The organism is Chitinophaga silvisoli (assembly GCF_003412465.1).
Classification (GTDB): Bacteria; Bacteroidota; Bacteroidia; order Chitinophagales; family Chitinophagaceae; genus Chitinophaga; species Chitinophaga silvisoli.
The window spans coordinates 943,553-970,293 of sequence record NZ_QTJV01000001.1 but is presented as its reverse complement, the minus strand read 5'-3'; the positions used below and the strand labels follow the sequence as shown (position 1 = coordinate 970,293).

Annotated in this window: 18 protein-coding genes; 9 read left to right on the top strand and 9 right to left on the bottom strand. The window is 45.8% G+C overall.

Features of this window, described 5'->3' with window-relative positions:
- Positions 1-8: 8 nt before the first annotated feature.
- Together DXN04_RS03905 and DXN04_RS03900 are read right to left on the bottom strand one after the other, a co-directional pair.
- Positions 9-1,634, bottom strand: coding sequence for a SusD/RagB family nutrient-binding outer membrane lipoprotein (locus DXN04_RS03905; protein ID WP_116851973.1), 1,626 nt, complete (start codon positions 1,632-1,634; stop codon positions 9-11).
- Positions 1,635-1,650: 16 nt separating this feature from the next.
- Complete coding sequence (locus DXN04_RS03900) at positions 1,651-4,755, bottom strand: SusC/RagA family TonB-linked outer membrane protein (RefSeq protein ID WP_116851972.1); 3,105 nt, start codon at positions 4,753-4,755, stop codon at positions 1,651-1,653.
- A gap of 419 nt (positions 4,756-5,174) precedes the next feature.
- On the opposite strand from DXN04_RS03900, the gene DXN04_RS03895 reads away from it, so the two are divergent.
- The 4 genes from DXN04_RS03895 to DXN04_RS03880 all read left to right on the top strand — a co-directional run bounded on the left by DXN04_RS03895 (position 5,175) and on the right by DXN04_RS03880 (position 10,468).
- Entirely contained in the window at positions 5,175-7,925 is a 2,751-nt protein-coding gene (locus DXN04_RS03895) for an alpha/beta hydrolase family protein (protein WP_116851971.1), read from the top strand.
- A gap of 208 nt (positions 7,926-8,133) precedes the next feature.
- Positions 8,134-8,940, top strand: coding sequence for a DUF6597 domain-containing transcriptional factor (locus tag DXN04_RS03890; protein WP_116851970.1), 807 nt, complete (start codon positions 8,134-8,136; stop codon positions 8,938-8,940).
- 95 nt (positions 8,941-9,035) lie between these two features.
- Positions 9,036-9,551, top strand: coding sequence for a cupin domain-containing protein (locus tag DXN04_RS03885; RefSeq protein WP_116851969.1), 516 nt, complete (start codon positions 9,036-9,038; stop codon positions 9,549-9,551).
- A 302-nt stretch (positions 9,552-9,853) separates the two neighbouring features.
- A complete protein-coding gene (locus DXN04_RS03880) occupies positions 9,854-10,468 on the top strand; it encodes a DUF4230 domain-containing protein (protein WP_116852427.1) in 615 nt (204 codons plus the stop codon).
- A 241-nt stretch (positions 10,469-10,709) separates the two neighbouring features.
- Here DXN04_RS03880 and DXN04_RS03875 read toward each other — a convergent pair whose 3' ends face one another.
- On the bottom strand, positions 10,710-11,429 hold the full coding sequence (locus tag DXN04_RS03875) for a hypothetical protein (RefSeq protein ID WP_116851968.1): 720 nt from the start codon (positions 11,427-11,429) through the stop codon (positions 10,710-10,712).
- Between the two features lie 206 nt (positions 11,430-11,635).
- Here DXN04_RS03875 and DXN04_RS03870 point away from each other — a divergent pair, with 206 nt between their 5' ends.
- Positions 11,636-11,965 carry an RNA recognition motif domain-containing protein gene (locus DXN04_RS03870; protein WP_072361796.1) on the top strand — a complete coding sequence of 110 codons (330 nt, stop codon included), beginning with the start codon at positions 11,636-11,638 and terminating at the stop codon, positions 11,963-11,965.
- Positions 11,966-12,304: 339 nt separating this feature from the next.
- Here DXN04_RS03870 and DXN04_RS03865 read toward each other — a convergent pair whose 3' ends face one another.
- The 4 genes from DXN04_RS03865 to DXN04_RS03850 all read right to left on the bottom strand — a co-directional run bounded on the left by DXN04_RS03865 (position 12,305) and on the right by DXN04_RS03850 (position 16,116).
- The gene (locus DXN04_RS03865) at positions 12,305-13,771 is read right to left on the bottom strand and encodes a dihydrolipoamide acetyltransferase family protein (RefSeq protein WP_116851967.1); all 1,467 of its coding nucleotides are present in this window, start codon (positions 13,769-13,771) and stop codon (positions 12,305-12,307) included.
- Between the two features lie 103 nt (positions 13,772-13,874).
- Positions 13,875-15,122, bottom strand: coding sequence for a CinA family nicotinamide mononucleotide deamidase-related protein (locus tag DXN04_RS03860; RefSeq protein WP_116851966.1), 1,248 nt, complete (start codon positions 15,120-15,122; stop codon positions 13,875-13,877).
- Between the two features lie 20 nt (positions 15,123-15,142).
- On the bottom strand, positions 15,143-15,553 hold the full coding sequence (locus tag DXN04_RS03855; RefSeq protein ID WP_116851965.1) for an acyl-CoA thioesterase: 411 nt from the start codon (positions 15,551-15,553) through the stop codon (positions 15,143-15,145).
- 152 nt (positions 15,554-15,705) lie between these two features.
- On the bottom strand, positions 15,706-16,116 hold the full coding sequence (locus tag DXN04_RS03850) for a DoxX family protein (RefSeq protein WP_116851964.1): 411 nt from the start codon (positions 16,114-16,116) through the stop codon (positions 15,706-15,708).
- 311 nt (positions 16,117-16,427) lie between these two features.
- On the opposite strand from DXN04_RS03850, the gene DXN04_RS03845 reads away from it, so the two are divergent.
- The 3 genes from DXN04_RS03845 (at position 16,428) to DXN04_RS03835 (ending at position 22,266) form a co-directional block, all read left to right on the top strand.
- Positions 16,428-19,499, top strand: a complete 3,072-nt coding sequence (locus DXN04_RS03845; RefSeq protein WP_116851963.1) for a tetratricopeptide repeat protein — start codon at positions 16,428-16,430, stop codon at positions 19,497-19,499.
- Between the two features lie 20 nt (positions 19,500-19,519).
- Complete coding sequence (locus DXN04_RS03840) at positions 19,520-21,154, top strand: TonB-dependent receptor (protein WP_116851962.1); 1,635 nt, start codon at positions 19,520-19,522, stop codon at positions 21,152-21,154.
- A gap of 110 nt (positions 21,155-21,264) precedes the next feature.
- Positions 21,265-22,266, top strand: coding sequence for an HU domain-containing protein (locus DXN04_RS03835; RefSeq protein ID WP_116851961.1), 1,002 nt, complete (start codon positions 21,265-21,267; stop codon positions 22,264-22,266).
- Positions 22,267-22,270: 4 nt separating this feature from the next.
- Here the strand turns inward: DXN04_RS03835 and DXN04_RS03830 are convergent, their stop codons facing one another.
- Entirely contained in the window at positions 22,271-23,164 is an 894-nt protein-coding gene (locus DXN04_RS03830) for an SDR family oxidoreductase (RefSeq protein WP_116852426.1), read from the bottom strand.
- Between the two features lie 117 nt (positions 23,165-23,281).
- On the bottom strand, positions 23,282-25,372 hold the full coding sequence (locus tag DXN04_RS03825; RefSeq protein WP_199414979.1) for a prolyl oligopeptidase family serine peptidase: 2,091 nt from the start codon (positions 25,370-25,372) through the stop codon (positions 23,282-23,284).
- A gap of 385 nt (positions 25,373-25,757) precedes the next feature.
- Here DXN04_RS03825 and pfkA point away from each other — a divergent pair, with 385 nt between their 5' ends.
- The gene (pfkA, locus tag DXN04_RS03820; RefSeq protein ID WP_116851960.1) at positions 25,758-26,738 is read left to right on the top strand and encodes a 6-phosphofructokinase; all 981 of its coding nucleotides are present in this window, start codon (positions 25,758-25,760) and stop codon (positions 26,736-26,738) included.
- The last annotated feature ends 3 nt before the right edge of the window (positions 26,739-26,741 follow it).

Here is a 26,741-nt window from a genome sequence, read left to right as displayed (position 1 = left end):
GAATATTTTTATTTTTGTGAAAACCAGCATTCCTTCGTGTGATAATCCAGTTCCAAAGCACCCAATGCTGTCAGTGCAGGAATGTTGTACAGGTACTCTGAATTGTACCTTGGGCGACAACGGTAAGCCAGTTTCTGGTTGTTGTTAAGAAACAGGTCAGCAGCGCTGAGAGGTGTCCATCCTGCATACACCTGTGCACCTGTCACGGGATCCAGGTCTGTGTAGTGGAAACGACGCATATCTACCCAGGTTTCATTTACACCAAAGCAATACAAAGCGATGTATTTCTGCAGCATAATATGTGTAAGGGTAAGGTTCGCACTGGTAGGTACCACGCTGGGATTGGCCATATATGCAGCTTTGGCAGTAGCCGTCATTTCCTTGCCGGCAGGAATGTTGGTTGGATAATTATACATCATATCCATGCTGAGGGAGATTGCGTTGGTATAGGCCGTTAAAGCAGTAGCCTTATCCCCTTTACGATAGGCTGCCTCTGCTTTCATAAATTGCATTTCAGTGGCCGTCATCACCGGCCATGGAGAATCGTCCGCATAGAGGTAACGGGGATTCAGTGATTTGGAAGAACTATACTGGCCACCCCAATAGTTGCGGGGCAGATCGGCAGTATCCAGACCAGTACTACCGGTAGCACCATAGTTAGGCCGGATACCTTTGAATGTACCATTGAAGTTTTCACGAAGCAGGTAGTAAGCACGGGGATCGGCAACAGGAAAAACAGTGTTGTTACCACTTTCCAGGTTGGCAATGTATTCACCCTGTACAAGCGAACCAATGTTTGCACGGAAAGGACCAAAGTAGTTTTTAGTAGCACTGGTAGTTGCATTTTCTACCCTGTAGATAGCGTTGTCCTCGTTGGTGCTCATGGCCAGGTCCGCATACTTGATCACTGAATCAGGCTGGTAAGTAGCTTTGTTGGAAAGGTGATTGTAAGAACGTGCAAGCACACCGTATACAAATTTCTTCCACTTATTTACATCCCCGTTAAAGAGGTATGCATCGCCCTTGGCAAGGTTGGCAGCGCTTACATTATCACCGGTCATATTTAAATATGTCAGTGCCCGGAACGCAACGGCACGCACGGTATCATATACTTCTGCCTGTGAATCATAATCAAACTGATCCTGGCTGGTGTTGAAGGCTTCTTTCAATACTACTTCACCATATTGATCTGTGAGACTGAGCCATCCCCAGGCACGCAGTGCATAGGCAACACCCACATAGTCCCATTTCTTCTGCTCAATACCCCACTGCACTACCTTGTTCAGGTTTTGCCCCATGCCATAGTAGTGGGCTGCCCACAGGTTGCCCATGATATCGCTGGAACCTGTTGCACCACCCATTTTGTCGTACTGGTTGCCATTGGCATTTGCACACCAGTATTGGATATATCGACCGGTATAATAGTTATCTACCACGGTGCCATAGTTGGTACCATTGGCGGTATAACTGTTTACCAGGTTAGAGATCATATTGGGCAGTAATGTTTCGATCGGTTGTTCCACATCCGCATTGGGATTGGTGTAGGCATCATCTATCAGCTTCTTACACCCTGTACCCAGCATCGCTATGATAGTGCCGAAGCAGGCATATTTCAACAATTTATTCTTAGTCATACCTGTAGTTTTTTAATTAAAATGAAACCCTTAAACCAAAGTTGGCACTCACCGGAGCAGGCAGGTTACCATAATCAAATCCGAAACCACCTACGCCTTTGTTCGCCGAAGTATTACCATTGCTCACAGGGTCTGCGCCCCTGTAGTTGGTAATCAGGACCAGGTCATTGAAGGTGGCGAATGCACCGATATTGCTGATCTTTTTCCACTTGCCGAAGTTGTAGCTGATGGTCAGGTCTCTGAGGCGGAACCAGTTCACATCTTTCTGGAGAAATTCTTCCTCAGGCATATTGGTGTAATAAGCCTGCTGGCGATAAGGGAGTACTACGATATTGTTTTCTGTAGGTTTTTCTGTGTTCTGCAAGCCATCGTTCAGCACACCTTTGATTACGCGGGCAGTTTCTCTGTCAGCAGTTTTGATACCCTTACCCTGTACGGTCAGGTACATATCAGTTGCATCAAATACATCGCCGCCTACTTTCAGGTCCCAGAGGAAACTCAGTGACCATTTCTTATAGCGCAGGGTATTATTGATACCCAGTGTAAAGTCAGGATTACGATCGCCGATCACACCAAAGGTTGCATCGATGACAGGCAGACCAGTCAGCGGGTTGATGAGGATAGCGCCCTTGTTGTTGCGTGAATAGTGATACCCTGTGATAGTAGTGGTAGAACCGCCTTTCAGCAAACCACCTCTTGCATTACCATAGACCCAGGTATCTGCAATGTAGTATTCAGTGAGTGTGGATGGTATGGAGAGCACCTCGTTCCACATCTTGTTAAAGTTCAGGGTCAGGTCCCAGCCAAAGTCTTTTTTACGTATAGGCGAAGCGCTGATCATCGCTTCAATACCCTTATTGCGGGTAGAAGCTGCGTTCATGGTATTGAGGATAAAACCTGTTGCATAGCTGGCGCGGAACCCCTGTGCTATCTGGTCTTTCACCAATGTGTTGTAGTAAGATACTTCAGCATTGATTCTGCCGTCGAACATTCTGAACTCTGTACCTATTTCATAGGTCTTTTGTCTTTCCGGTTTCAGGTTAGGATTTGCATTCGTATACCCATAAGAGTATCCACCACCACTGGCCAGGTTATTTACAAATACAGACTGATTGGCGTATGGATCAGAGAGGCGTGCAGTACTTGCCATGGAAGCACGGAGTTTCCAGTAGCTCAGCACTTTGCTTTCTTTCATACCCGGGATCAATTCGCTTGGAATGAAGCTGGCGCTGATACCTGGGTAGTTATAATTTCGGGAGGCAGCAGGCATGATGCTGGTAGTTTCGAAGCGCTGTGTAAAGCTCACGAAAGCATAGTCATTGTAACCGATAGCTACTTCGCCAAAGTAGGCAATATTCCTGTTGATGCTCATGTTGTACTCACCTTTTGCATTCCTGAGCAGGCGGGTACGGGTAGTAGGATCTGTATTGCTGCTGTCTGTGCCCATAGGGTCTGTGAGGTTGGTACCTCTTACTGCATACATACCTGTTTCATTATCCTGCCACATGGTACCGAGCATTAAGCGACCGTTGAACTTCTTATATGTTTTGGTAGCAGTAGCTGTGATGGTGTGGTTATAACTCCAGTATTTCAGGTAGTAGTTTTCCAATGCGCCATTCTGAGCAGCGGTAACGTTGTAGGAGTCAGGATTGTACAACATATAACCGTCTGTATGATAAGCGTCGTAACCAAAGCGGCCTGCGAGGGACAGCCATGGGAAAGGATTAATGTTGATACCAAGGGTGGCAATGTAACGGTTGTTTTTATCCTGACTGAGGTTGCGTTGCACGCTGAAAACAGGGTTGTCCACTTCTGCGTTTGGAGAGTTGCCGGTTACGAGTGTGGCTTTGCCGCCTGTAGAATCCTGCCAGTCATGAATATCATGATCTGTAGGCCAGAGATATAAATCCAGCAGGTAACCGCCGGCACCTCGCAGTGGTTTGTTGTTCACACTGTTGATGACAGAGAAGCTGGGCGTGATTTCTACATACTTACCAATTTTGGTGGAGTTGGATAAGCGCAGGTTTAGTTTCTTATAATTATTGTTAGGGATCACACCATCCTGGTTGATGTAGGATGCAGAGAAACGGAAGCCGGAATTCTTCACGCCAAAGTCAACACCGAGGTTATGGCTTTGTGTAAAACCAGTTCTGAAAAAGTTGTGCACGTTATCATACAGTTTGGTGGTATCGCTGTATTTAGGGCCGAAAAAGGTACCGCTACCTGACTGGAAGATGGAGGTATACACACCATCAGTACCTGTGTTGTAGGCATTGGTCACTTTATTGAAGCGGGTAATTTTCTGTGTACGGAAACTATTGTCATAGCTTACGTGGATGCCTTTTCCTTTGCTTCTTTTGGTAGTGATTACGATGGCACCGGAGCTGGCCTGGCTACCGTACAGTGCAGTGGCTTCGGGGCCTTTCAGCACGGTGATGCTGGCAATGTCTGCAGGGTTGATGTCTGCCGCACGGTTGGTGTAATCACTGTTTTTATTTGCCATGTCAGAGACGAGACCGATACCTGCACCGCCATTGGAGGTTTGGTTCAGGGTTTGGTTGTCAACGATGATCCCATCTACTACAAAGAGTGGCTGGTTGCTCAGGGAGAGGGAGTTAAAGCCTCTGAGTACGATAGAGGAGCCGGAACCTGCCTGGCCGGTGGTAGGTGTGATGGTGACACCTGCTACCCTACCCTGTAAAGCATTCACAAAGTTCTCGCGCTGTGTGGCGGCAATTTCATCACCGCTTACACGTTGCACGGAGTAACCGAGTTCACGGGCATTACGCTTGATGTCCATAGCGGTGACTACGACTTCGCCGAGTTCACCATTGCTCGGCTTCATGATGATTCTGGTAGCATCGCTGGCATTTACTTTTACTACGCCGTAACCGATGTAGGAAAAGACGAGTTGCTGTCCTTTTTCAGCGGCGATGCTGAAGTGACCGCTGGCATCGGTTTGTGCTCCCTTTTTGGTGGCCGCGTTGACTACGGTTACACCAATCAATGGGGTCTTCCCGTCTTCTGCCAACACGGTACCTGTTACCGGTGCCGTCTGGCCAAATGACTGTAATAATGAGGATAGCAGCAGGACTATCATCATTCCGGCAAATTTTCGCATAGCATTGATTTTATGAATAAATAGGCAAAAGCATCCCTGCAGCGCCAGCGGGCGCAGTTTTAATAAACCAGTATGAACTGTGTGGTATTTGTTTACCCCAATAAATGAATACCCTGTAGCTACATAGTGCTATGTTTACGATCAACTATCTACTATGGCTCAGATGAAATGTTAAGTTCAATAGTTAAAGCTGGTTGATAAAAATTCTCACATAATGGGTTTACTTCCCTGTAGCATAAAACAAATAAAAAAAAGGATAAAAACCGCATATTCCTGCATTTTTTTGGGGGATTTATGCAAATATGTTTGTTGATTCACGCAGAAAGCGGCAATTGGGATAAAATACTATTATTTGAAAATTGACCTTTCATACATTTTGCCGGTTTGCCAAAATGTATTTTTTTTAAATTGCCAGTCTTATGAAAAAAATAATGGTTACAGCCGTTCTATCCGGCATTTCTCTCCTCACCTATGCCCAACAGCCAGCAAAAAAACCACTTGACCATAGTGTGTATGATAGCTGGCAAAGCATTGGCACCAAAGTCATCAGCAACAACGGGCAGTTAGTTGCATACACCATTACACCACAGGAGGGCGATGCTTCCCTGGTGATTTATGACACAAAATCAAAGAAACAGATTTCGGTACCACGTGGCAGCTCGCCGCTGATCACGGAGGACAACCGTTATGTGGTCTTCGCTATTAAACCCACTTTTGCAGCTGTAAGACAGGCAAAAATTAAAAAGAAAAAACCGGCAGAGATGCCGAAAGATTCGCTGGGGATCTTATATCCGGGTGCTGATACCGTGTATAAAACAGGGACCATCCGCAGTTTTAAAACACCGGAAAAAGGAAGTGGCCTGCTGGCTTACCTGCTGGAAAAACCGCAGGCAGATACAAGCAGCGGCAACCTCGTTATTGTATCACTCAACAGGCAACAACAGGATACGATTAAAAACGTGCAGGATTATGTAATCAGTAAAACCGGCAATTACCTGCTGGTAGAACTGGTGGCTGACAAAAAAGATTCTACTACACGCGATGCCTTGCTGCGCTGGGATGTAGCATCCAGAAAAGCAGATACGCTGAGCAGAGGTTTTGGTAACAGAACGCAACTGGCATTTGATGATGCAGGTAAACAGGCTGCCTGGGTAAATACGAGAGACAGTGCAAAAGCGCTGCAGCAGTTTTATGAATTATATTACTTCAGGGCAGGTCAGGATACAGGTAGTATCGTAGCAGATAAAAACACCAAAGCCTTTCCTGCCGGCTGGTCTGTAAGCCAGAACGGGAAAGTATGGTTCAGCAGAAATGGAGAAAGATTATTCTTTGGATCTGCCCCTGTTCCGCCAGCAAAGGATACAAACATCGTAGATTTCGAAGTAGCGAAAGTGGATGTGTGGAATTATCTCGATGATTACCTGCAACCCATGCAATTAAAGAACCTGGAAAAAGATCAGCAAAAGAATTATCTCGCTGCTTATTTCCCTGACAATAAAAAAGTATTGCAGCTGGCAGATAAAGATGTGGAAAATGTGGTGATTGCAGATGAAGGTAACAGTGACTATGCAATCGCCTACACGGATAAAGGCCAGCGAGTGGCGATGCAATGGACCGGCGGCACCTTGAAGACATCTTACCTGCTGCGTATTACCGATGCGTCACGTAAATTGATCATCAAAGACCTGGATAGTACCTCTTACATTTCTCCTGATGGGAAATATGTGATCTGGTATGATCTGCATCGGAAGCATTATTTCACTTACGAAACTGCTACAGGTACTACCCGCAATATCACGGCAAACATTCCGGTTCAGGTATACGATGAAGAAGATGATCAGCCGGAAACACCGGGTAATTACGGCATTGCAGCATGGCTTGAAAAAGATGCGGCAGTGTATATCTATGACCGTTATGATATATGGAAAGTAGATCCTTCCGGCAAGCAGGCACCTGTAATGATAACAGGTGGAGTAGGCAGACAGCAACACCTGGTGTTCCGCTATGTGAAATTGTCTAAAGACGAGCGCTTTCTGAAAGCAGGCCAGCAGCTGGTGTTGCAAACCTTCAATGAGATTACAAAAGAGAATGGTTATTACACCACAGAAAGTACAAAGAGTAACCTGAAACCTGTGGTGATGGGACCTTACAACTATACTAAACTGGTGAAGGCAGAAGCAGCGAATTACTATTTGTATTCCAGGGAAAATTATCAGCAATCTCCGGATGTATATGGTGGTAATGATATTCCTCATGCAGTGCAGCTGAGTCATCTCAATCCACAGCAGGCGGAGTATAACTGGGGTACAGCCTCACTCTTTAAGTGGACGGCTTATAATGGCCAGCCTGCAGAAGGGATCCTGTATAAACCGGAAGATTTTGACAGCACGAAATCATATCCGGTGCTGATGTATTTTTATGAGAAACTGTCAGAGCAATTGTATTGGTATATACCACCAGCACCGACTCCTTCCCGGTTGAATATTTCATTCTTTGTGAGCAGGGGTTACCTGGTGTTGGTACCTGATATTCATTATGTGAACGGGCATCCGGGTAAGAGTGCGTATGATTATGTGGTGAGTGGTGCGCGTGCATTGGCGGCTCATCCATGGGCGGATAGTACGAAGATGGGGATCCAGGGTCAGAGCTGGGGAGGTTACCAGGTAGCGTATCTCATTACTGCAACTAACTTGTTTAGTGCAGCCTGGGCAGGTGCGCCGGTGGCAAATATGACGAGTGCTTATGGTGGTATCAGGTGGGAAAGTGGTATGAACAGGCAGTTTCAGTATGAGCGGTCGCAGAGTCGTATTGGGGCTACCTTGTGGGAGAAGCCGGAGTTGTATATAGAGAATTCTCCTTTGTTCCATTTGCCGAATGTGCAGACACCGCTGGCGATTATGGCAAATGACGCGGATGGTGCAGTGCCCTGGTACCAGGGGATAGAGCTGTTTACAGGTTTGCGCAGGCTGGGGAAACCTGTATGGATGCTGAATTATAATAATGAGGCGCATAACCTGATGCAGCGGCAGAACAGGAAGGATATCTCACGTCGTGAGCAGCAGTTTTTCGATCATTTCCTGAAGGGGGCTGCGGCTCCGGAGTGGATTTCGAAGGGGGTGCCTGCATTGGATAAGGGAAGGAATTGGGGATGGGATCCGGAGAAAAACTAGCTGAATTCAGGGATAAAAATCTTGTACAATAAGGGCCGCAAATTGCGGCCCTTATTGCTTTTGATTGGATTTTACGTTTATAAAGCATTGTGCTTCAGGCTACTCAAATTAATTTTTTTTATATACTTTCTAATATCTATGTTTGTATCAGAAATGAGACCCTGATTGGAATGTGAAGTAACCGAACTAACCACCTAATGCTGATCCTATGAACTTCCGTATCTATTCTCCGGCAGCATCGCTTGCCCCTTATGTAAAACATTATTATCATTTACAGAATGCTAATGATGGTTTGCTCCATCTTCCTCAGAATTTATTTTCTTTAGGAGACCTGTACATGGTTTTCCTGCAGGAAGGTGAGGTCACTTTTCAGCCTGAGCAACATGCAGCGTTTGCCTTGCCTGAAGCTGCTGTGGTAGGACATTTTACCTGTCATCATACGATTAAGGTACAGGGTCCGGTAAAGATGACTGTGGTACAGCTGAATGCGTATGGTTGTTATAAACTGGCAGGTTTGAACATGTCTGCTTTTAACAATTATTATCGTGATTTGCTGAAGCAGGATAATGGGCAGTGGCAGCACCTGGTAGATGCGATTAATGCGACTACTGATTATATGCAGCTGGATGCGAGTCTGGATAAAGTATTCATGGATATGATGATGACGCAGGAGCATTCATTGAAGCAGATGGATGAGGTGGCGGATTATATGCTGCGTCACCAGGGGCATGTGAATATTGAGCGCCTGGTGCGTAAGTTTAAGATTTCAAGGCCTACGCTGGAGCGTAAGTTTATGGAGGTGATAGGGATAACCCCGCAGTTGTATGCGAGGATGCTGAGGTTTAGAGATGCGATGAGGCATATGCAGCAGATGAATGTGGAGCAGTGGCAGTCGTTTATTACGAAGAGTGAGAATTATAGCCAGGATTTGTTTAATCAGGATTTTCAGTTTTTTAAGGGGTCTGAGTCTACGATAGCGAGGATGCCGGTGTCACAGACGATGGCGGTGGCGTAAAGTTGTTCAAGCGCAGATAATTTTTACTATACAATGAAAAAGGTGTCCTCATCGAGGCACCTTTTTTGCTTTCTTTGTATCTCATTCTGATCTATATGATACTCAACCATAACCATAGCGCTGAATACTGGCGTGAACATTTGCAATTAACATCTCATGTGGAAGGCGGCTCATTCCGGGAAACGTACCGGGCGGCTTTGAAAGTACCGACATCGGTATTGCCATCTGCTTTTAAGGGGGAGCGCAATGCGTCGACAGGAATTTACTTCTTGCTGGAGTATGGTGATTTTTCTGCTTTTCACAGGATTGCGGCGGATGAGATGTGGCATTTTTATGATGGGTATACGCTGACGATTTATGAGATAAAGCCGGAGGGTGCGCTGGTAGTGCATCAGCTGGGTAAGCATGTGCATCTGGGCGAGCGGCCACAGTTGGTGATTTCGGCGGGGAGTTGGTTTGCATCGAGGGTGGAAGTGGAAGATGGGTATACGTTGGTGGGGTGTACGGTGGCACCGGGATTTGATTTTGCGGATTTCGAGTTGGGGGATAGAGGGGTGTTGCAGAAGGAGTATCCGGCGCATGCGGGGATTATTGGGGAATTGACGAGATAGGAAGGCTTGGAGTGATTAGGGAGAATTGAGCTTTTAAGTAAGGGAGGAATGGTAAGAGAGAAGGGATCCTTTAAATCAGGCTGGAATGATATGAGAGAAAGGATCGTTTAAATCAGGCTGGAATGATAAGAGGGAAAGGATCGTTTAAGCCGGCATGAAATGATTGAGAGAAATTGACCTGATAAAAGCGTTCAGAATTGTTAGGGAATTAACCAGATAGTTAATGCCTGGTTATTATCGAATTAACCAGATAACTGATGCCTGGTTATTACTAATTAAGCACATAATTTATGATTGCCAATATGAAAAGATTTTTACGTTTCTTAATACTGGTAGGCTTTGCACTATTACTCTTTTGGCTGGGCAAGCAGTTTGGGAGTAAGAATGTAAACCAGGAGATTTTGTCGAACAGCATGATTGTAAAAGATATTGCAGAGCTGGCGAGTCTGGAGGTACAAGGCAATGCTACCATTAAACGGAGTAACGTGGAGAACGATGGTAGCTGGATGAATAATATGAAGAAAGCCTTTGTGGAGAATACGATCTGGGTAACGATCCCTTATGTGGCGAAGTATGGAATTGATGTAGATAGTCAAAGCTTTAAGGTAGATGTTTCTGATAAGAAAATAGTAGTGAGTTTACCGGAGCCTAAATTGCTGAGTTATGAGTTGAGAGTGGATAAGATGGAGACGGCGAATAGAAAGGGAATGTTGTTGTTTTCGGATGATGAGACGTATACGGATGTGCAGAAGAAATTGTATAGAGAATCAAGGGCGCAGCTGGAAGGGAATAAGTTGTACGCGAATCAGAGTAAGGAGAAGATTGTGAAGATACTGAAGGAATATTATAAACCATGGTTGGATGATCATGAGTTGGTGGTGGAGTTTGGGGGCACGAAAATGCCTTTACTTAATTAGTAAAAAGCGCCGCTTTTGCAAGGACGATTTAGTTCGTTTCGCGTTTCCCAAAACGAGCAAGAAAACAGATTTGAAAGGGCTGTTTTAGTTCGTTTTGCGTTTCCCAAAACGAGCAAGAAAACAGCTTTAAAAGGGCGGTTTTGGTTCGTTTCGCATTTCCCAAAATCGAGCAAGAAAACAGCTTTAAAAGGGCAGTTTTGGTTCGTTTCGCATTTCCCAAAATCGAACCAAAACCGCAATATTATGCTGCATGATTGGCAATATACTTCACCAGACTCCGCTTTGCTATCGGCAATAGCGTCTCATTCACCGGAAACGCCAGCTTCGTATCCACTCTATACACCGCCGGGTTCGGAAGTTTCTTCCGTTTCCTGATCAGGGTCGTTTTAATATGCTCACAGGAATGCACCAGGTCTTTCGCAAAAGACTCCAGGTACTCAGTATGAATTCCCCTATACTTCTCATCATGCCGCTCAAAGATGCTTAACCGGTACTCATATACCAAAGTCTCCCGTTGCCGCCCATCACACAAAAAGAAATACCCTTCCTGGGAATCCAGCGGAATGAGCCCCACCGGCGAAATAGTGAGACTATCCTCCACGAACTCATAAATTTCCGTCCCATCCTTAATCGCATGGTTCATTTTAAACATGGCGAACTGAATAATATTTTCCAGCTCTTTCATCAGCTCATCATCCGCAATGATCTGCTCATACAATAACTGAAGACGCTCCATATTCACTGCTGTCAGTCTCTTAGGGAACTGCTGTTGCAGGTACTGCTTGTTGTCCCGGAAAGAGACCAGATTGTTGTAGTGAAAGATAAGGTCCCCCAGCTGCGGATACAGCTTGTTTTCATTAAAATAACGGTTGATTTGTTGAAGATAAGCCAGCAAAGAGTACTTTTTCGACTCAAAATCAATATAACCGTCGGCAAACCAGGTTTCGCTCAGACTCTTCATATTAAACAAAATTTAATGGATTATCACACTTAATTTACAAAAAAAAGCGCATATTCCATCCCCCATTTTGGTGCTATCCGTGGGGATTTGAGGCTCAGATTGACCCCTAAAAAGTCTTAACGGGAAATAATTTTTGGGGCTGACGCATTTATTGAACTTATTTCTTTAACTTCAGTATTATTTTTCATTTTTTTAATTTTTTAGTCATGAACATTTACGTAGCCAACCTGCACTACAGGTTGAACGATGCGGACCTTCACCAGATATTCAGCGAATTTGGCGAGGTAACTTCTGCAAAAATTATCAAGGACCATGAGACTGGCCGTTCACGCGGTTTTGGTTTTGTGGAAATGCCAAACCAGGAAGAAGGTAGCAAGGCTATGGATAGTTTGAACGGTACTGAAATCGAAGGCAAACAACTGATGGTTAACGAAGCAAGACCTAAACAACCGAATAATAATTCAAGAGGTGGTGGATTTGGTGGAAACCGCGGTGGTGGCGGATATGGTGGCGGCGGTGGCCGTGGCCGTTATTAATTATTCTGTTGGCCCAAAGCTTTTTTCGGTCAAGAAATTAAAAGGCTCCCAATCAAATTGGGGGCTTTTTTATTGGCTTAAAGGAAAACTTATTGGGCTTAAAAAGTAAACTTATTGGGGCTTAAAAAAAGCAAACCCGCTTTCCTGTCGGAAAGCGGGTTTGCTTTTTTTTGCACCGAACCACACCTGAAAGAGCGCATTTCCCTCCCACTCAACCCAACAAAAAAGCGCCTCCACTCATTGTGAAAGCGCCATTTGTTAAAAAGGTTTGCCAACGGCGGGCAATTGAAGCCGCAACAAATCCTATTAATTTTTTCTACTAATATTCTCTAATTTCTACTAGTATTCTCTATGCACATCAAAATGCTCCAACTCATGCACCACTGCACTCAGGAACGTTGATCCCAGCGCCCCGTCAATAATCCTGTGATCATAAGACATAGACAGGTACATCATATGACGGATTGCAATCGTGTCCCCATGTTCTGTTTCGATCACAACCGGGCGCTTCTTTATAGTACCTACCGCCAGGATCGCTACCTGCGGCATATTAATAATAGGCGTACCCGCCAGGCTACCGAAATTACCCACATTCGTTAAGGTAATGGTGCCATTCTGGGTATCTTCCGGCCTCAGTTTATTATTACGTGCAGCGTTCGCCAGGTAATTTACCTGTTTAGTCAGGCCTACCAGGTTCAGTTGGTCTGCATTCCTGATCACCGGAACGATCAGGTTACCCGTAGGCAGTGCAGCCGCCATCCCCACATTGATATCTCTCTTGATGATGATCTTATCTCCTTCCAGGGAGCTATTCAATAAAGGATACTTCTTAAGACATTTCACCAATGCTTCAATGAAAAGCGGTGTGAAGGTGATCTTCTCTCCTTCTCTCTTTTCAAAGACCTTCTTTTCCTGCTCTCTCCATCTTACGATATTCGTTACATCCGCTTCAGCAAAACTGGTGACATGTGCGTTGGTTTGCACACTTTTTATCATATGATCAGCAATCAGCTTACGCATACGATCCATTTCAATGATCTCTGCAGCACCACTGTAAGATACTGTCTGACCATTGGAAGTAGCGGCTGTCTGTGGCTGAACCGGCACCTGCACCTGAGGAGCGGATGACTGCGCCTGTGTTTGTGGCTGAGCGGGTGCCTGTGATGCTGACTGTGATTGAGGTGCTGACTGTGGTTGTGCTGCCTGTTGTTGAGGCGCTGACTGTGCCTGTACCTGTGCTACCGGCGCTTCTGCCGCCCTGGCTGGCATCGGGGTAGCGGTTGGTACAACCCCTTTCGCCTTGGATTCGACGTAGTTGAGTATATCTTTCTTCGTCACACGACCCTCATTACCTGTACCTGGGATCTTCTCCAGTTCGGCAAAACCAATACCCTCCTGTTGTGCGATCGTGAGCACCAGCGGAGAATAAAAGCGAGGGCCAGCAGCCGTTGTAAACTGTGGCTCATGTACTTCCACCTGTGGTTTTACCACCTCCACTTCCGCCTGTTGCTGTTGCTGTACAGGGGCTTCAGGAGCTGTAGCAGGCGCAGATGCTGCTGCTTCCACTTTTGTGTTGATACGTGCTATCACAGCACCTACCGGAACTACATCATTTTCTGCGTAGAGTATCTCGGTAATTTCGCCATCGGCGATAGAAGGTACTTCGCTGTCTACCTTATCAGTGGCAATTTCCAGGATGGTTTCATCAGATTTCACCTGATCTCCCGGTTTTTTATGCCAGCGTAATATGGTGGCTTCCATAATACTTTCTCCCATCTTGGGCATTACCAGTTCTACAATGGCCATAAGATTGCGTTTAACTATTTGATAGAAAACAAAAGTATGAATTAAATACTAATAATCAGGAACAGGGAAGCAGCTTGCAGCTATTCTGATGAACATCATTTTATTAAATGATCTTCCGCAACTCATTCATCGCATATGCGGCTGTCATCTGTATATTCAGATACCTATCATACCTTAACTGAAATTTCACAGCCACCGTCTCCGTCGCATTCCCTACTCCTACCCATACCGTTCCCACAGGCTTCTCCGGCGTACCGCCATCCGGCCCCATGATTCCGGATACAGCTATCACATAATCCGTCTGCAAATGCCCCAGCGCTCCCCGTACCATTTCCTTCACCACCGCCTCACTTACGGCACCATGCGCTGCCAGTGTCTCCGGCTTCACACCCAGCATACGGGTTTTGATTTCATTCGCATAGCTCACCACACTGCCTTTGTACCACGCAGAACTGCCCGGTACCAATGTCATACTATGCGCTATAAATCCACCTGTACAGCTCTCCGCCGTACCCACTGTTTTCCCTTTTGCCAGCAACAGCTGACCTATGACCTCCGCAATCGGCTGGTCCTGATCCGCCACCACTATGTCCGCCAGGATATCTTTCAGCTTGTGAAACTGCATAGACAGTGATGCCGCCGTTGATAATTTATCCTGCCCATGCGCTGTGAGCCGTAATTTGATCGTACCCAGTGATGGCAGGTATGCCAGTTTGATATTCGCAGGCAACTGTGCTTCGAAATCCACCAGCCGCTCTGCTACAAAGGACTCTCCCATACCTGCAATGATCAATGTCTGATGCACAACAACCGGTGTCTGGAAATGCTCCTTCAGGCGTGGCAACACATGATCCTCCATCAGGCCCTTCATCTCAAATGGCACACCCGGCATGGATACAAACACTTTTCCATCCTTTTCAAACCACATACCCGGTGCCGTACCTCTCTTATTATGTAATACGGTACATACATCCGGCACCAGCGCCTGGTCCATATTACGTTGCAATGGAGGCAATCCGCGGCTTTCAAAGAACTCCATTACCTGTTTAAAAGTAGCTTCGTCCCTCACCAGCGTGCCTCCAAAATATTCTGCCAGCGTAGGTTTGGTAATATCATCCGCGGTGGGGCCAAGACCTCCCGTGATCAATATAATAGGCGACAATGCACTCTCATCGTCCAATGCCTTTACGATGGCTTCCTTTACGTCGCCAATCGCGACACGGCGGTGTACCCATATACCCATCGCATTGAGCTGCTGGGCCATCCACGCCGAATTAGTATCTATCGTCTGTCCGATCAGTAATTCATCGCCAATGGTGATGATACTGGCTACTACCTTTTGCCCTTCCATAGTATTAATATTATTACAGGCTATTCAAAAAAAGGCGCTAAAGCCTCCCGCATCTGCGGAGGCAGGCCATATTTCAGTTTGGTATCTGCATGTAAAAATACGAGGGTCGTTACACCTACATTCAGCAACTCCCCTTTCTCGTTGTACAATTCTGAGTGGAAGCGGATCTTGTGATCGACCGGCATCTCTTTCAGTATAGTCTTTACGGTTATCAGGTCATCATAGTAGGCCGGCCGTATGTATTTAACATTTAACTCTGCTACCGGCATGATTACACCTTCCTTTTCAAGCTGGGCATATGTAAATCCCAGGTTACGGATGGCTTCCGCACGCCCTACTTCATAATATAAAGCATAATTTCCGTAATAAAGGTAGCCCATCTGGTCTGTCTCTCCATATCGAACCCTGATGTGTGTTGTTTCTATGAACATATCTCTTGCCTTAACTTTCTCATTTACAATGTTTATTTGCTGCTTATACGAATCAAACACAATTGTTCACTGTCTTTTCTTCCATTATCTTGTTTAGACTCATCTCCTGATTCTGAGTCACCCCCTGCCTCAGGCAAGGCAGGCAATCACCATTATCTCCCAATCGCACTGTCCAGACTCACTTTACCCGGGCCTGCAAACAAAATCACCAGGAAAGGTACCAAATATAAGATCGCAGGTTCCTGTTCCTTCAATCCCTGGTGTCCATGAATCAAAAACAACGCCACACCCATCGTAACTATCACAGGCACAGCCGCTAAGCGGGTAACCAGCCCTATAATTACCAGTCCTGCACAAAATACTTCTGCAAATACTGCCAATCCCAATGAAATAGGATGACCTATGTGCAATGGATCCGGAAATGAGTCCTTCATAGCTGAAAAACCCTTTAATTTGGCAAGGCCATGATTCCAGAGCAGAAGGCCTCCAAAGGCCACACGAAGCAATAACAGGGAGAAATTGATAGCACCATTGGATGCTTTAGAAGAAAACAGTTTGCTCATATGTCAAAAATGGTTTGATCTTTGCACAAATATAAATCTTTGATTTTTTGATAGTGTATGATTTTAGGGGGGATTGCATTTGCCATCGGCAAAAGATGTGAGGAGGGGAAAAGGCTATTAATTCTGTAGAGAAGTACACTATTCCATGTTGTGAGCTGCATGGCTTGCGCAATCTATTAATTGAAAGCAATAACTATATTTGTCCCTGTTTTAGTTTCCCTGAAAGCATTATTTATTGATCCTGAACAGAAAATAATAACTGTAAAGGATTCGTTTAAAACGCATATTAAAGTTAATAACAGGTTAAAAGCATGCAATTCATAAAAAAGTTTCTTGTTCCCGGACAATTGTTTCTCTATCTGGCTACCTGCTGTATCCTGGCTACTTCGGTCGCTAATGCCCAGCAAACCCGCATCTACACGGAGCCGGATAAAGTCTTCAAAGATGCCCAGCAACTTTTCCAACAGGAAAAATACGCCGTGGCCATGCAATTGTTCAAGCAAACACTTGATAATATTGGTTATTTCCAGGAGACCAGCCGTAGCCTCGTAAAGACTGACGCTCAATACTATTACACCGTCTGCGCCCTCAAACTGGGCAACGCAAGCGCTGAAAAAGCAGCCCTGGAATACCTCGCTACCTATAATAACAATGCAAGGGAAGAACTGGTCAGCTATCAACTGGCTAAATACTACTTCCACCAGAACAAACTGAAAGAAGCTATTCCCCTGTACGAAAAAGCCAGCATCGAAAACCTGTCCAACCACGAGATTGCAGAAGCTAAGTTCGAACTGGCCTACTGCTATTTCAACGTTAAAGACTTCAAAAAGGCACAACCCCTGTTTCAATCTATCAAGGAACTGCCTGGTAAATATTACATCCCGGCAAACTACTACTACGGTTTCATTGCCTACTACAACCACCAGTATGCTGAAGCACTCACCAGTTTTCAGCGTGTAGTGAAAGAACCTAAATACAGCACTGTCGTACCTTATTATATCGCCGAAATTTATTACTTCCAGCGTAAACCTGACCAGGTGATCTCCTATGTTGAACCACTTATAAATGCAGGTGGCCAATATTACGAAGCTGAACTGAAACAGTTATTGGGTCAGACTTACTTCGAAAAAGGTAATTACGCGAAAGCACTGCCTTACCTCCAGGAATACCAGGACAATGCTGAAGAAGTACGTAAAGAAGACATCTACCAGCTGTCTTACAGCTACTACCAGACAGGTAACTACGCAAAAGCCATCAATGGTTTCAAACAACTGAGCAGCGAGAAAGACTCTCTGGGTCAGAACTCCATGTACCTGCTGGGTGATTGTTACCTGAAAACAGGTCAGAAAGCAAACGCACGTAATGCCTTCGCCTTCTGTGCACGCAACAGTGCAAACCCTGGTCAGCAGGAGATCTCCCGCTTTAACTACGGTAAGCTCTCCTACGAACTGGGTTATGGTGACGTGGCTATCTCTGAACTCACCAGCTTCCTGAGCACTTATCCTAATTCTGCTTACAAAAACGAAGCAAGAGAAGTACTGGTCAGCGCATTCCTCAACACTAATAACTATAAGGATGCAATGGCTGTCGTAGATCAGATTCCCGACAAGAATCCTACTGTACTGAAAGCATATCAGAAGATCGCTTACGGCCGCGCTGTAGAACTGATCAACGACCAGCAACTGCAGGATGCAGACAAACTGCTGGACATCGCTATCAAAAACGCTTACGATAACAATACCGTTCAACTGGCTCACTTCTGGAAAGCAGAAATTGCTATGCGCCAGAACAATACTGATGGTGCCATCAATCACCTGAACACTTATCTGACCAGCAGTGCACCTTCTTCCGGTGAAGCAAATCCTCAGACTGCGAGCTACAACATGGGTTATGCCCTGCTCAAAAGAGAAGATTACACCAATGCCCTCAAGCATTTCGAAGCTGCACAACGTACCAGTGGCCCGAATGCAGCCCGCATCACCAACGATGCCACCCTGCGTGCCGCCGACTGTTACTACATGCTGAAAGATTATACAAAGGCACTGACACTGTATGACCGCATCATCTCAGGCAACCAGCCAGGTTCTGACTACGCTACCTACCAGAAAAGTATTATCCTGGGGATCCAGGGTAAGACCAATGAAAAAGTGGCCCTGCTGAAAAACCTGGGTGATAAATTTCCTACTTCCGGCTTTGGTAATGATGCTGACCTGGAGATCGCCAATACTTACCTGGCTGAAGAAAAATACACCGAAGCCATTCCTTACCTGGAGAATGTGCTGAACAAACAACCGAATGGTCCGAACGCGCCAAGAGCATTGCTGAAACTGGGCCTTTGCTACTTCAACAGGGATGATGAAGGCAAAGCACTCTCCTATTATCGCCAGGTAGTAGAGAAGTATCCAAACTCTCCTGAAGCAAATACCGCACTGGCCAGCATCAAAGATATCTATGTAGGTCAGGGTAAACCCGATGCTTACATCGCATTACTGAAATCTACCGGTCATACTATCTCTACAAATGCAGAAGACTCCCTGGCATATGCTGCTGCTGAAGCCAAATTCAGTACCGGCGATTGCACAGGAGCTACTGCTGCTTTCAACAGCTACATCCAGCGCTACCCTGAGGGTCAGTTCATTCTGCCTGCACAATTCTACAAATCAGAGTGCGCTTATAATAACAAAGATTACAACGGCGCTTTACCTGGTTACGAGTTTGTATTGTCTAAAAATGCGAGTCTCTATGCAGAACGTGCTGCACTGCAGGCTGCCAATATCAACTACTACCAGGCCAAAAACTATGAGAAAGCACGTACTTATTACCTGCAGCTCCAGGACCTCTCTACCACCAAGGAAAATACCTTCACTGCTACCAGAGGCCTGATCCGCACCAACTACCAGCTGAAACACTGGGATGAAGTAGGTAACTATTCCGAAGTACTGCTGTCCAGCTCCAATATCAGTACTGATGATCAGATCATTGGTCATTTCTACCTGGGTAGATCTCAGCAGGAACAAGGTCAGTACGACGAAGCGATGAAGGAACTGAAAATAGCTGCCGGGCTGACAAAATCAGAAACCGGTGCTGAAGCACGATACAATATTGCGGTTTGCCTGTTTGCTAAAAACGACCTGGCTGCTGCTGAAAAAGCAGGCTTTGATGTAATTAAAAATACGCCGGGTTATGAAATGTGGGTAGCTAAATCCTACATCCTGCTGGGTGATATCTACGCCCGTCAGAAAGACTATTTCAATGCCAAGGCGACCTACCAGAGTATTGCCGAAAACAGCTCTATTGCGGAGCTGAAAGCGGAAGCAAAAGATAAACTGGCGAAGACTGAGGCTGAAGAGAAAGCTGCATCAAAGATCAAATCCAATAAATAATTACGAACTACGACCATAGCATGAACGCATATATCAAACATATTCAACGGGTTTTAACAGTTACAGGTGCAGTAATGCTGGCACAGCAGGGTATTGCCCAGGACAAAAACCTGAAACAGGAAACGATTGATATCATCTCAAATTACCGCCCGAAACTGCGGGATGCGGCTAAACTGAACCTGACAGCTTCCCTGCCGGCTTCGGATACCACGCGTCCTAAATACCAGTACCAGGTGCCTGCACTGAACCTTTCCTTCCTCTATCAGCCAGTGCCCCTGAAACCACTGGCCCTGGGTAAGGATACACTGGCAACCCTGCAGAACAACTTTATCAAAGCCGGTTATGGTAACCTGAGCACCCCGCTCATCCAGGCAGGTTTTGGTAGTGGCAGACAGGATAAATACAATTTCGGGATCTATGGTAACTACACCTCTTCCAAAGGGAGCATCAAGAACCAGGATTACAGCACACTCAATGTACTGGCATCCGGTACTTATTACTCCCCTATCCTGGAGATCAACGGTAGCGTAGGTTACGACCGCAACCAGCTGCATTATTATGGATATGATCATGCAGCATACGACTATAGCAAGAGCGAAGTAAAGCAGGCCTTCAACCAGTTCACCGCACAGGTGGGCGTGAAGAACAGGCCTCAGAATGACTGGGCATTTATGTTCCAGCCTTCTGCAAAATTCATTTACTACAGCGATGCCTACAACCGTAAGGAACCAACAGTGATCCTGAAAGCACCTGTGAGCAAGCAATTGTTCGAAGATATCTTCCTGCGTGTGGAAGGACTCTTTGACCTCTCCTCTTTCAAAGCAAAGGATAGTGCACAGTTTAACAATAACGTAGTTGCTATTCACCCTGCACTGGAGATCATCAAACCAAGATTTGTACTGCATGCGGGCGTGAATCCAACCTGGACCAACAGTAAATTTTACCTGCTGCCGGACATCGTGAACGAATCGCACATCATTTATAAGAAAGTCATCCTGAGCAGTGGCTGGATCTCTTATATCAATAAGAACAGCTACCGCAACATGACCAATACCAATCCGTTCTTCACCAGCTATAACAGCGGTATCCTGAATACCCGTGTAGAAGAGAAATACACAGGTATCAAAGGTACCCTGGGTAGTCACTTCAACTACAACACCAAGTTTGCAGCAGTGACCTGGTACAACATGCCGCTGTTTGTAAATGATAGCCTGGACGGTAAGACTTTCTACACCAGGAATGAAACTGAACTGCGTGCTTTCAACCTGCATGCAGAAGTGGGTTATATCCAGGAAGAGAAGTTCCAGCTGCGCTTTACTGTAGACTGGTTCAATTATACCAAGCAGAAAACTGAGGTGAAACCATGGGGACTGGTACCATTCCAGACCGAGGCTTTTGCAACTTATACCCTGGCCAGAAAACTGCACCTGAATGCAAACGCATTCTTCCTGGGTAGCAGCTACTACCTGGCAAACGGCGATTTCCGGAAGACCAAGAGCGGTTGGGACCTGAATGCCGGGGCCAGCTATGACATTGGCAAGAACTTCAACCTGTGGGTGAACACCAATAATATCTTCAATACCCGCTATCAGCGCTGGTACGGTTACAACACCTACGGTTTCAATGTAGTAGGTGGTGTAATGGTTAAATTTTAAAATCGTACCATTGCATTCTGTGAGGCTATCCTTCTCACACGGGAAGGATAGCAAACACAGGCATATTTATTGATGGAGAGTCATTTTACTAAGGAATATTTTTATAAACATTGGTACTACAGCAATACATACAGGACACTTTGTTCCGGAAGGAACCTTGTATTCTCCCCAAAACAGGCATCTTTTCGGTGCAACATATTCCAGCGCGTTATAATGTGACAACTAAAACTCTGGAACCTCCACAGGAGGTGATCCGGTTTGAGGATATATGGGGAGATGAAGAGCAACTGGTGAAATGGATTTCCCAGAGAGAGCATCTGGTCGATAACATTGCCCGGATGAAGATGGAGAAATATGTGGCAGAGGTGCATACACTGCTAAAATCGGGTCAGACCTTCGCCATTCCGGGCGTAGGACAACTGAAAGCTGATGTAGCGGGCCAGATTACCTTCATTGCAGAATACCTGCCTATTGAGCTGGAAACCCTGATGGTGCAGCCTGTGATCAGAACGGATGTCAGTCACCGTGTGACCATTGGCGACAAGGAGTTTGTGAACAACCAGGTGGTCAACCATTTATCTGCTTCCTCTGAAAATGCAAAGCCGAATGCTGAGTATACTGCCAATACAGATTATCCTCCTTACCCGGAGGAGCAGGGATCTTCCTTCCGCTGGTGGTGGGTCGCGGTACCTGTGGCTGCTGTGCTGGCAGCAGGCCTGATATGGTGGCTGGTTTCCAGCCAGCAACGCAACCAGGAGCCGGTGATCTCGGCAGACCGGAGCACTCCTGCGGCGGCAGATAGCATGAAGGTGCAGGATTCCACTACCCGCTCAGACAGCAGTCTGCAACAGGCAGCGGCATCTGCTACTACGCCTTCTGAAAAAACCTATTATGTGGTGGTTGGTGAATATCACAACCTCAGGGATGCGACCAAAAAACTGAACTTTCATCATAAAAACGGCAGGGAGTACGTAACGCTGCAAGCTGATGCTAACGATACCAGTTTTTACCGCTTGTTAGTGCCTGTCACAGCCCCATTGGCTGATACAACGAAGGCAAACGACTCTATCCAGAAATTCTTTGGGGTACCTAAACGTCGAATTGTCTACTAGGGGCCTAAATTTCTTTTGCAACTATCTGTAATCCCTCTTCAAAACTGTGCGGCTGATAGCCCAGTTCCTGTACAGCTTTATTGATCACGAAGCCTGTCCTGGCGGGGCGTTTAGCCGGCTGAGTAAAGGTTTTGGCATCTACTTTCTCCAACAATTGAGGGTTCAACTGGAAGTAACCGGCTGTCTGAACGGCCATTTGATAAGGGGTAAGGGTTTCACTACCTGAGATGTGGAAGATACCTGTCGCCTTCTTATCGGCTACCAGTTTGCAACCTGCGGCCAGATCCTGCACCAGGGTCGGTGTACGCCATTGGTCATCTACCACTTTCAGTTTCTTTCCCTGTTCCAGATTCGTTTTTACCCAGGTGATGATATTACTGCGCTTAGGGTCTGCAGCTACGCCGTATACCAATACTGTACGCACGATGGACCAGGACAGGTGGCTGTTCTGGACAAGCCTTTCTGCCGCTACTTTGGTAGCTCCGTAATAGCTGAGGGGGTTTACGGCATCATCTTCTGCATAAGGGCCCTGTAAGCCATCAAATACAAAGTCAGTGGAGAGGAAAATGAAGAAGCTCTTACTTTTTTCAGCGGCCTGGATGAGGTAACGGGTCGCATTGACATTACAGTCCCAACAGGCATCTTTATTTCTTTCGCAGTCGTCTACCTGGGTCATGGCAGCCGCGTGGATCACGATATCTGGCTGATGCTTCTGTAGTAACTGATTAACGCTGGAGGAGTCCCTGAGGTTTGCCGGCTCATAGCGGTAACCATCCTGGTGAGGGAGGCGATTAGCGCCCCTGCCGGTAGCGATGACTTCGTAGCGGGAATCCTGTAAAAAGAGGGGGATGAGGTGCTGGCCCAATAATCCGTTACTGCCTGTGATTAATACCTTCATAATTATGCCTTTTGCTAAAATTACGAAGAAAAGAGTTTGGTTAAAAAAAAACGCTGATGCCTGCGGCATCAGCGTTATTGAGAGCTGCGAAGCCCTGCAAAGGGCTTGAAAAAGCAATTAATCTATTTTTTTAAAATGCATACCTAAATTATACATTACAAAGGCCCAGATATCCGCAGACTCTTCTATCAGCTTGCCCGTTGGCTTACCGGCACCGTGGCCGGCCTGGGTATCGATACGTATAAGCGTTGGGTTAGGCCCTGCATTATCCGCCTGCAGTGTAGCTGCAAATTTGAATGAGTGTGCTGGCACTACCCTGTCGTCATGATCGCCTGTAGTGACCATGGTAGCGGGGTAAGAGGTGCCCGGCTTCAGGTTGTGCAATGGTGAGTATTTAATCAGGTATCTGAACTGATCTTCCTTATCGCTGGTACCGTATTCCACACCCCATGCCCATCCGATTGTGAAGTGCTGGTAACGCAGCATATCCAGCACCCCTACTGTGGGTATCGCTACCTTGAACAGATCCGGGCGTTGTGTCATGACTGCACCTATGAGCAGACCACCATTAGAACGGCCATGCACTGCCAGTTTGGAGGTATTGGTATATTTTTCTTTGATCAAAAACTCAGCTGCACCGATAAAGTCGTCAAATACATTCTGTTTCTTTTCGAACATACCTGCTTTGTGCCATTCCTCGCCATACTCCGCACCACCACGCAGGGTTACCTGTGCAAAGATGCCGCCCTGCTCCATAAAGAACAGATTGGATACACTGAAAGAAGGTGTGAGCGGGATATTGAAACCGCCATAACCATACAGGAAAACAGGATTGTTGCCATTCAGTTTGATCCCTTTCTTATAAGACAGGAACATTGGAATGCGGGTACCATCTTTACTATTAAAAAAGACCTGTTTGGTTTCGTACAGGGAAGGGTCGAATTTCAGTTCAGGTTTGAAATAGATGGAAGACTTACCACCAGTTATTTCATATTTATAGACCAGTGCCGGTGTCACATATGAATTAAAGGTGTAATAGAATTCCTTGTCTTCTTTTTTACCCCCGAATCCACTGGCGGAACCGATGCCGGGGAGTTTGATTTCCCTTTCCAGGTGACCGGCATAATCTAACTGGTATACGCGGTTAGCAGCATCCTGCAGGTATACGGCGAACAGTTTTCCACCACCGGTACCAACGTGTACGAGGGTTTCTTTGCGCTCGGGAATGATCAGTTTGCGTGGTCCCTGGGGATTTTTGGTATCGATCAGCTCAACTTTGTAATTAGGAGCGCCCTCGTTGGTGATCACGAGCAGCTTATCGCCGTCATTGTCTATTACGTTTGGCTCATAATCGAAGCCTTTTATCAGCAATTTAAACTCCTTTTGGTCAGGATTTTTCATGTCCCAAAACCATATCTCATTGCCGGAAGTCCCTTCTGACGCGTTCAGGAGCAGGAAACGTTCATCCTCTGTCATACTTGCTGAAAAATTGCGAAGTGGGTGATCTGAATCAGCGTGAATCAGTATATCCTTATCCTGAGAAGTCCCTACCTTGTGATAGTAAATTTTATGGAATTCGTTCTTTTTGGAGAGTTTGCTGGCTTCGGTGGGTTCGTCATAGCGGCTGTAGTAAAAACCATCTCCTCTCCAGGAAAGACCGGTGAATTTGAGCCAGTTCAGGCTATCGGGGAGCAAAGTTTTGGTAGCTACGTCCATTACATGGGCCTGCTGCCAGTCAGAACCAGCCTTTGAAATCACGTAGGCGGCATATTTCCCGTCTTTCGAAAACTGTACGGTGCCTAAAGCTGTTGTACCATCGGCAGACAATTTATTGGGGTCGATGAAGACTTCGGGGCTCGCACCGGGGGTAGTCAACTGCCGGTACAGTACAGCCTGGTTTTGCAAACCATCGTTTTTATAGAAGTATAAATAGTTACCTCTATGATCCGGTGCACCAGTTTTTGGATAATTCCATAACACTTCCAGACGATTTTTTATCGAGTCGCGGAAAGGTATCTTTGCAAGATAATTCTGGGTAAGTGTATTTTGTTCCTTCACCCATTCCCTGGTTTCAGGACTATTATCATCCTCCAGCCAGCGGTAAGGGTCAGCGATAGTAGTACCATGGTAGTTATCTGTGACTTCGGTCTTCCGTGTTTGCGGATAAACAATGCCTGGCTGTTGTGATTGCGCTTGCGCTGTAGACATAGTGGTAAGAAGCAATGAGGAATTAATAAAAGTAAAAATAAAAGCAGGTAGACGTTGCATTATTGCATTTAAATTATACATATGTATATTTTTTTAAAAAAATACTCTATTGGTTAACTGAAATTGAAAATTTTCTTTAATTCATCAGAATACTATTAGAAAGAATATCCAAAATGTTATTTTTGTGCGCCAATTAAATATTTTTCCGGCAATTTATGCATAAGGAATGTGATAATCAGGAAAAGAAGCTGACTTGCGGAAAGAGATTGTTAGAATTTTCGGGGTATACCACTATGACACATTTGGGGTATAAACTGGGCATCACAGATTCAACGTCGGGGAATTCCCACATAAAACAACGTAGAGAGGGAAATATAACATAACTATGAAAAAAGTTAACAACATTGCGGTCCTTACATCAGGCGGAGACGCGCCGGGCATGAATGCTGCCGTTCGTGCGGTTGTAAGAACGGGAATTTACAATCAGCTGAATGTTTTTGGTGTCATGTATGGTTACAGGGGAATGTTGAAGAACGAAATCTTTCCTTTGGAGTCTAAATCTGTTGCCAACATTATACAGCGCGGTGGTACAATCTTAAAAACGGCCCGTTGTAAAGAGTTTTACGAAGCCGAAGGCCGTAAGAAAGCCTACGAAAATTTAAAGAAACACAACATCGATGGTATTGTGGTGATCGGGGGTGATGGTTCTTTCAATGGTGCGTACAAGTTGAGCCAGGAATTTGACATTCCATGCATTGGCCTGCCAGGTACAATTGACAAAGACATTGCCGGTTCAGATTTTACCATCGGATTTGATACTGCTGTGAACACTGCGGTGGATGCGATTGACAAAATCCGTGATACTGCTGATGCCCACGACCGTTTATTTATCATAGAAGTGATGGGGCGTGATGCTGGTTATATTGCCCTCCATAGTGGTATTTCCACTGGTGCTGAGCACATTATGACTCCTGAGCACACTATTGATGTACAGGACATTATCTTAGAACTGCAGGCTAACGAACGCCGCAAGAAATTAGTAAACATCATCGTAGTAGCAGAAGGTTCTGCTGCTGGTGGTGCAGAAGCGGTGGCACGCCAGATTAAGGAACAATGCCCTCAACTGGATACCCGCGTAACCATCCTCGGACATATTCAACGTGGTGGTAGCCCAACCTGTCAGGACCGTATCCTGGCCAGCCGTATGGGTTATGCTGCTGTAGATGCGCTGTTGAATGGCACTTCCAATGTTATGGTAGGAATTGTAAACAACAAAATCCAATATACCCCTCTGGAACAGGCCATCAAAGCCAAAGAGCATATCGATCCGGAATGGTTTAAAATTGTAAAAATACTTGCGAGTTAAAAT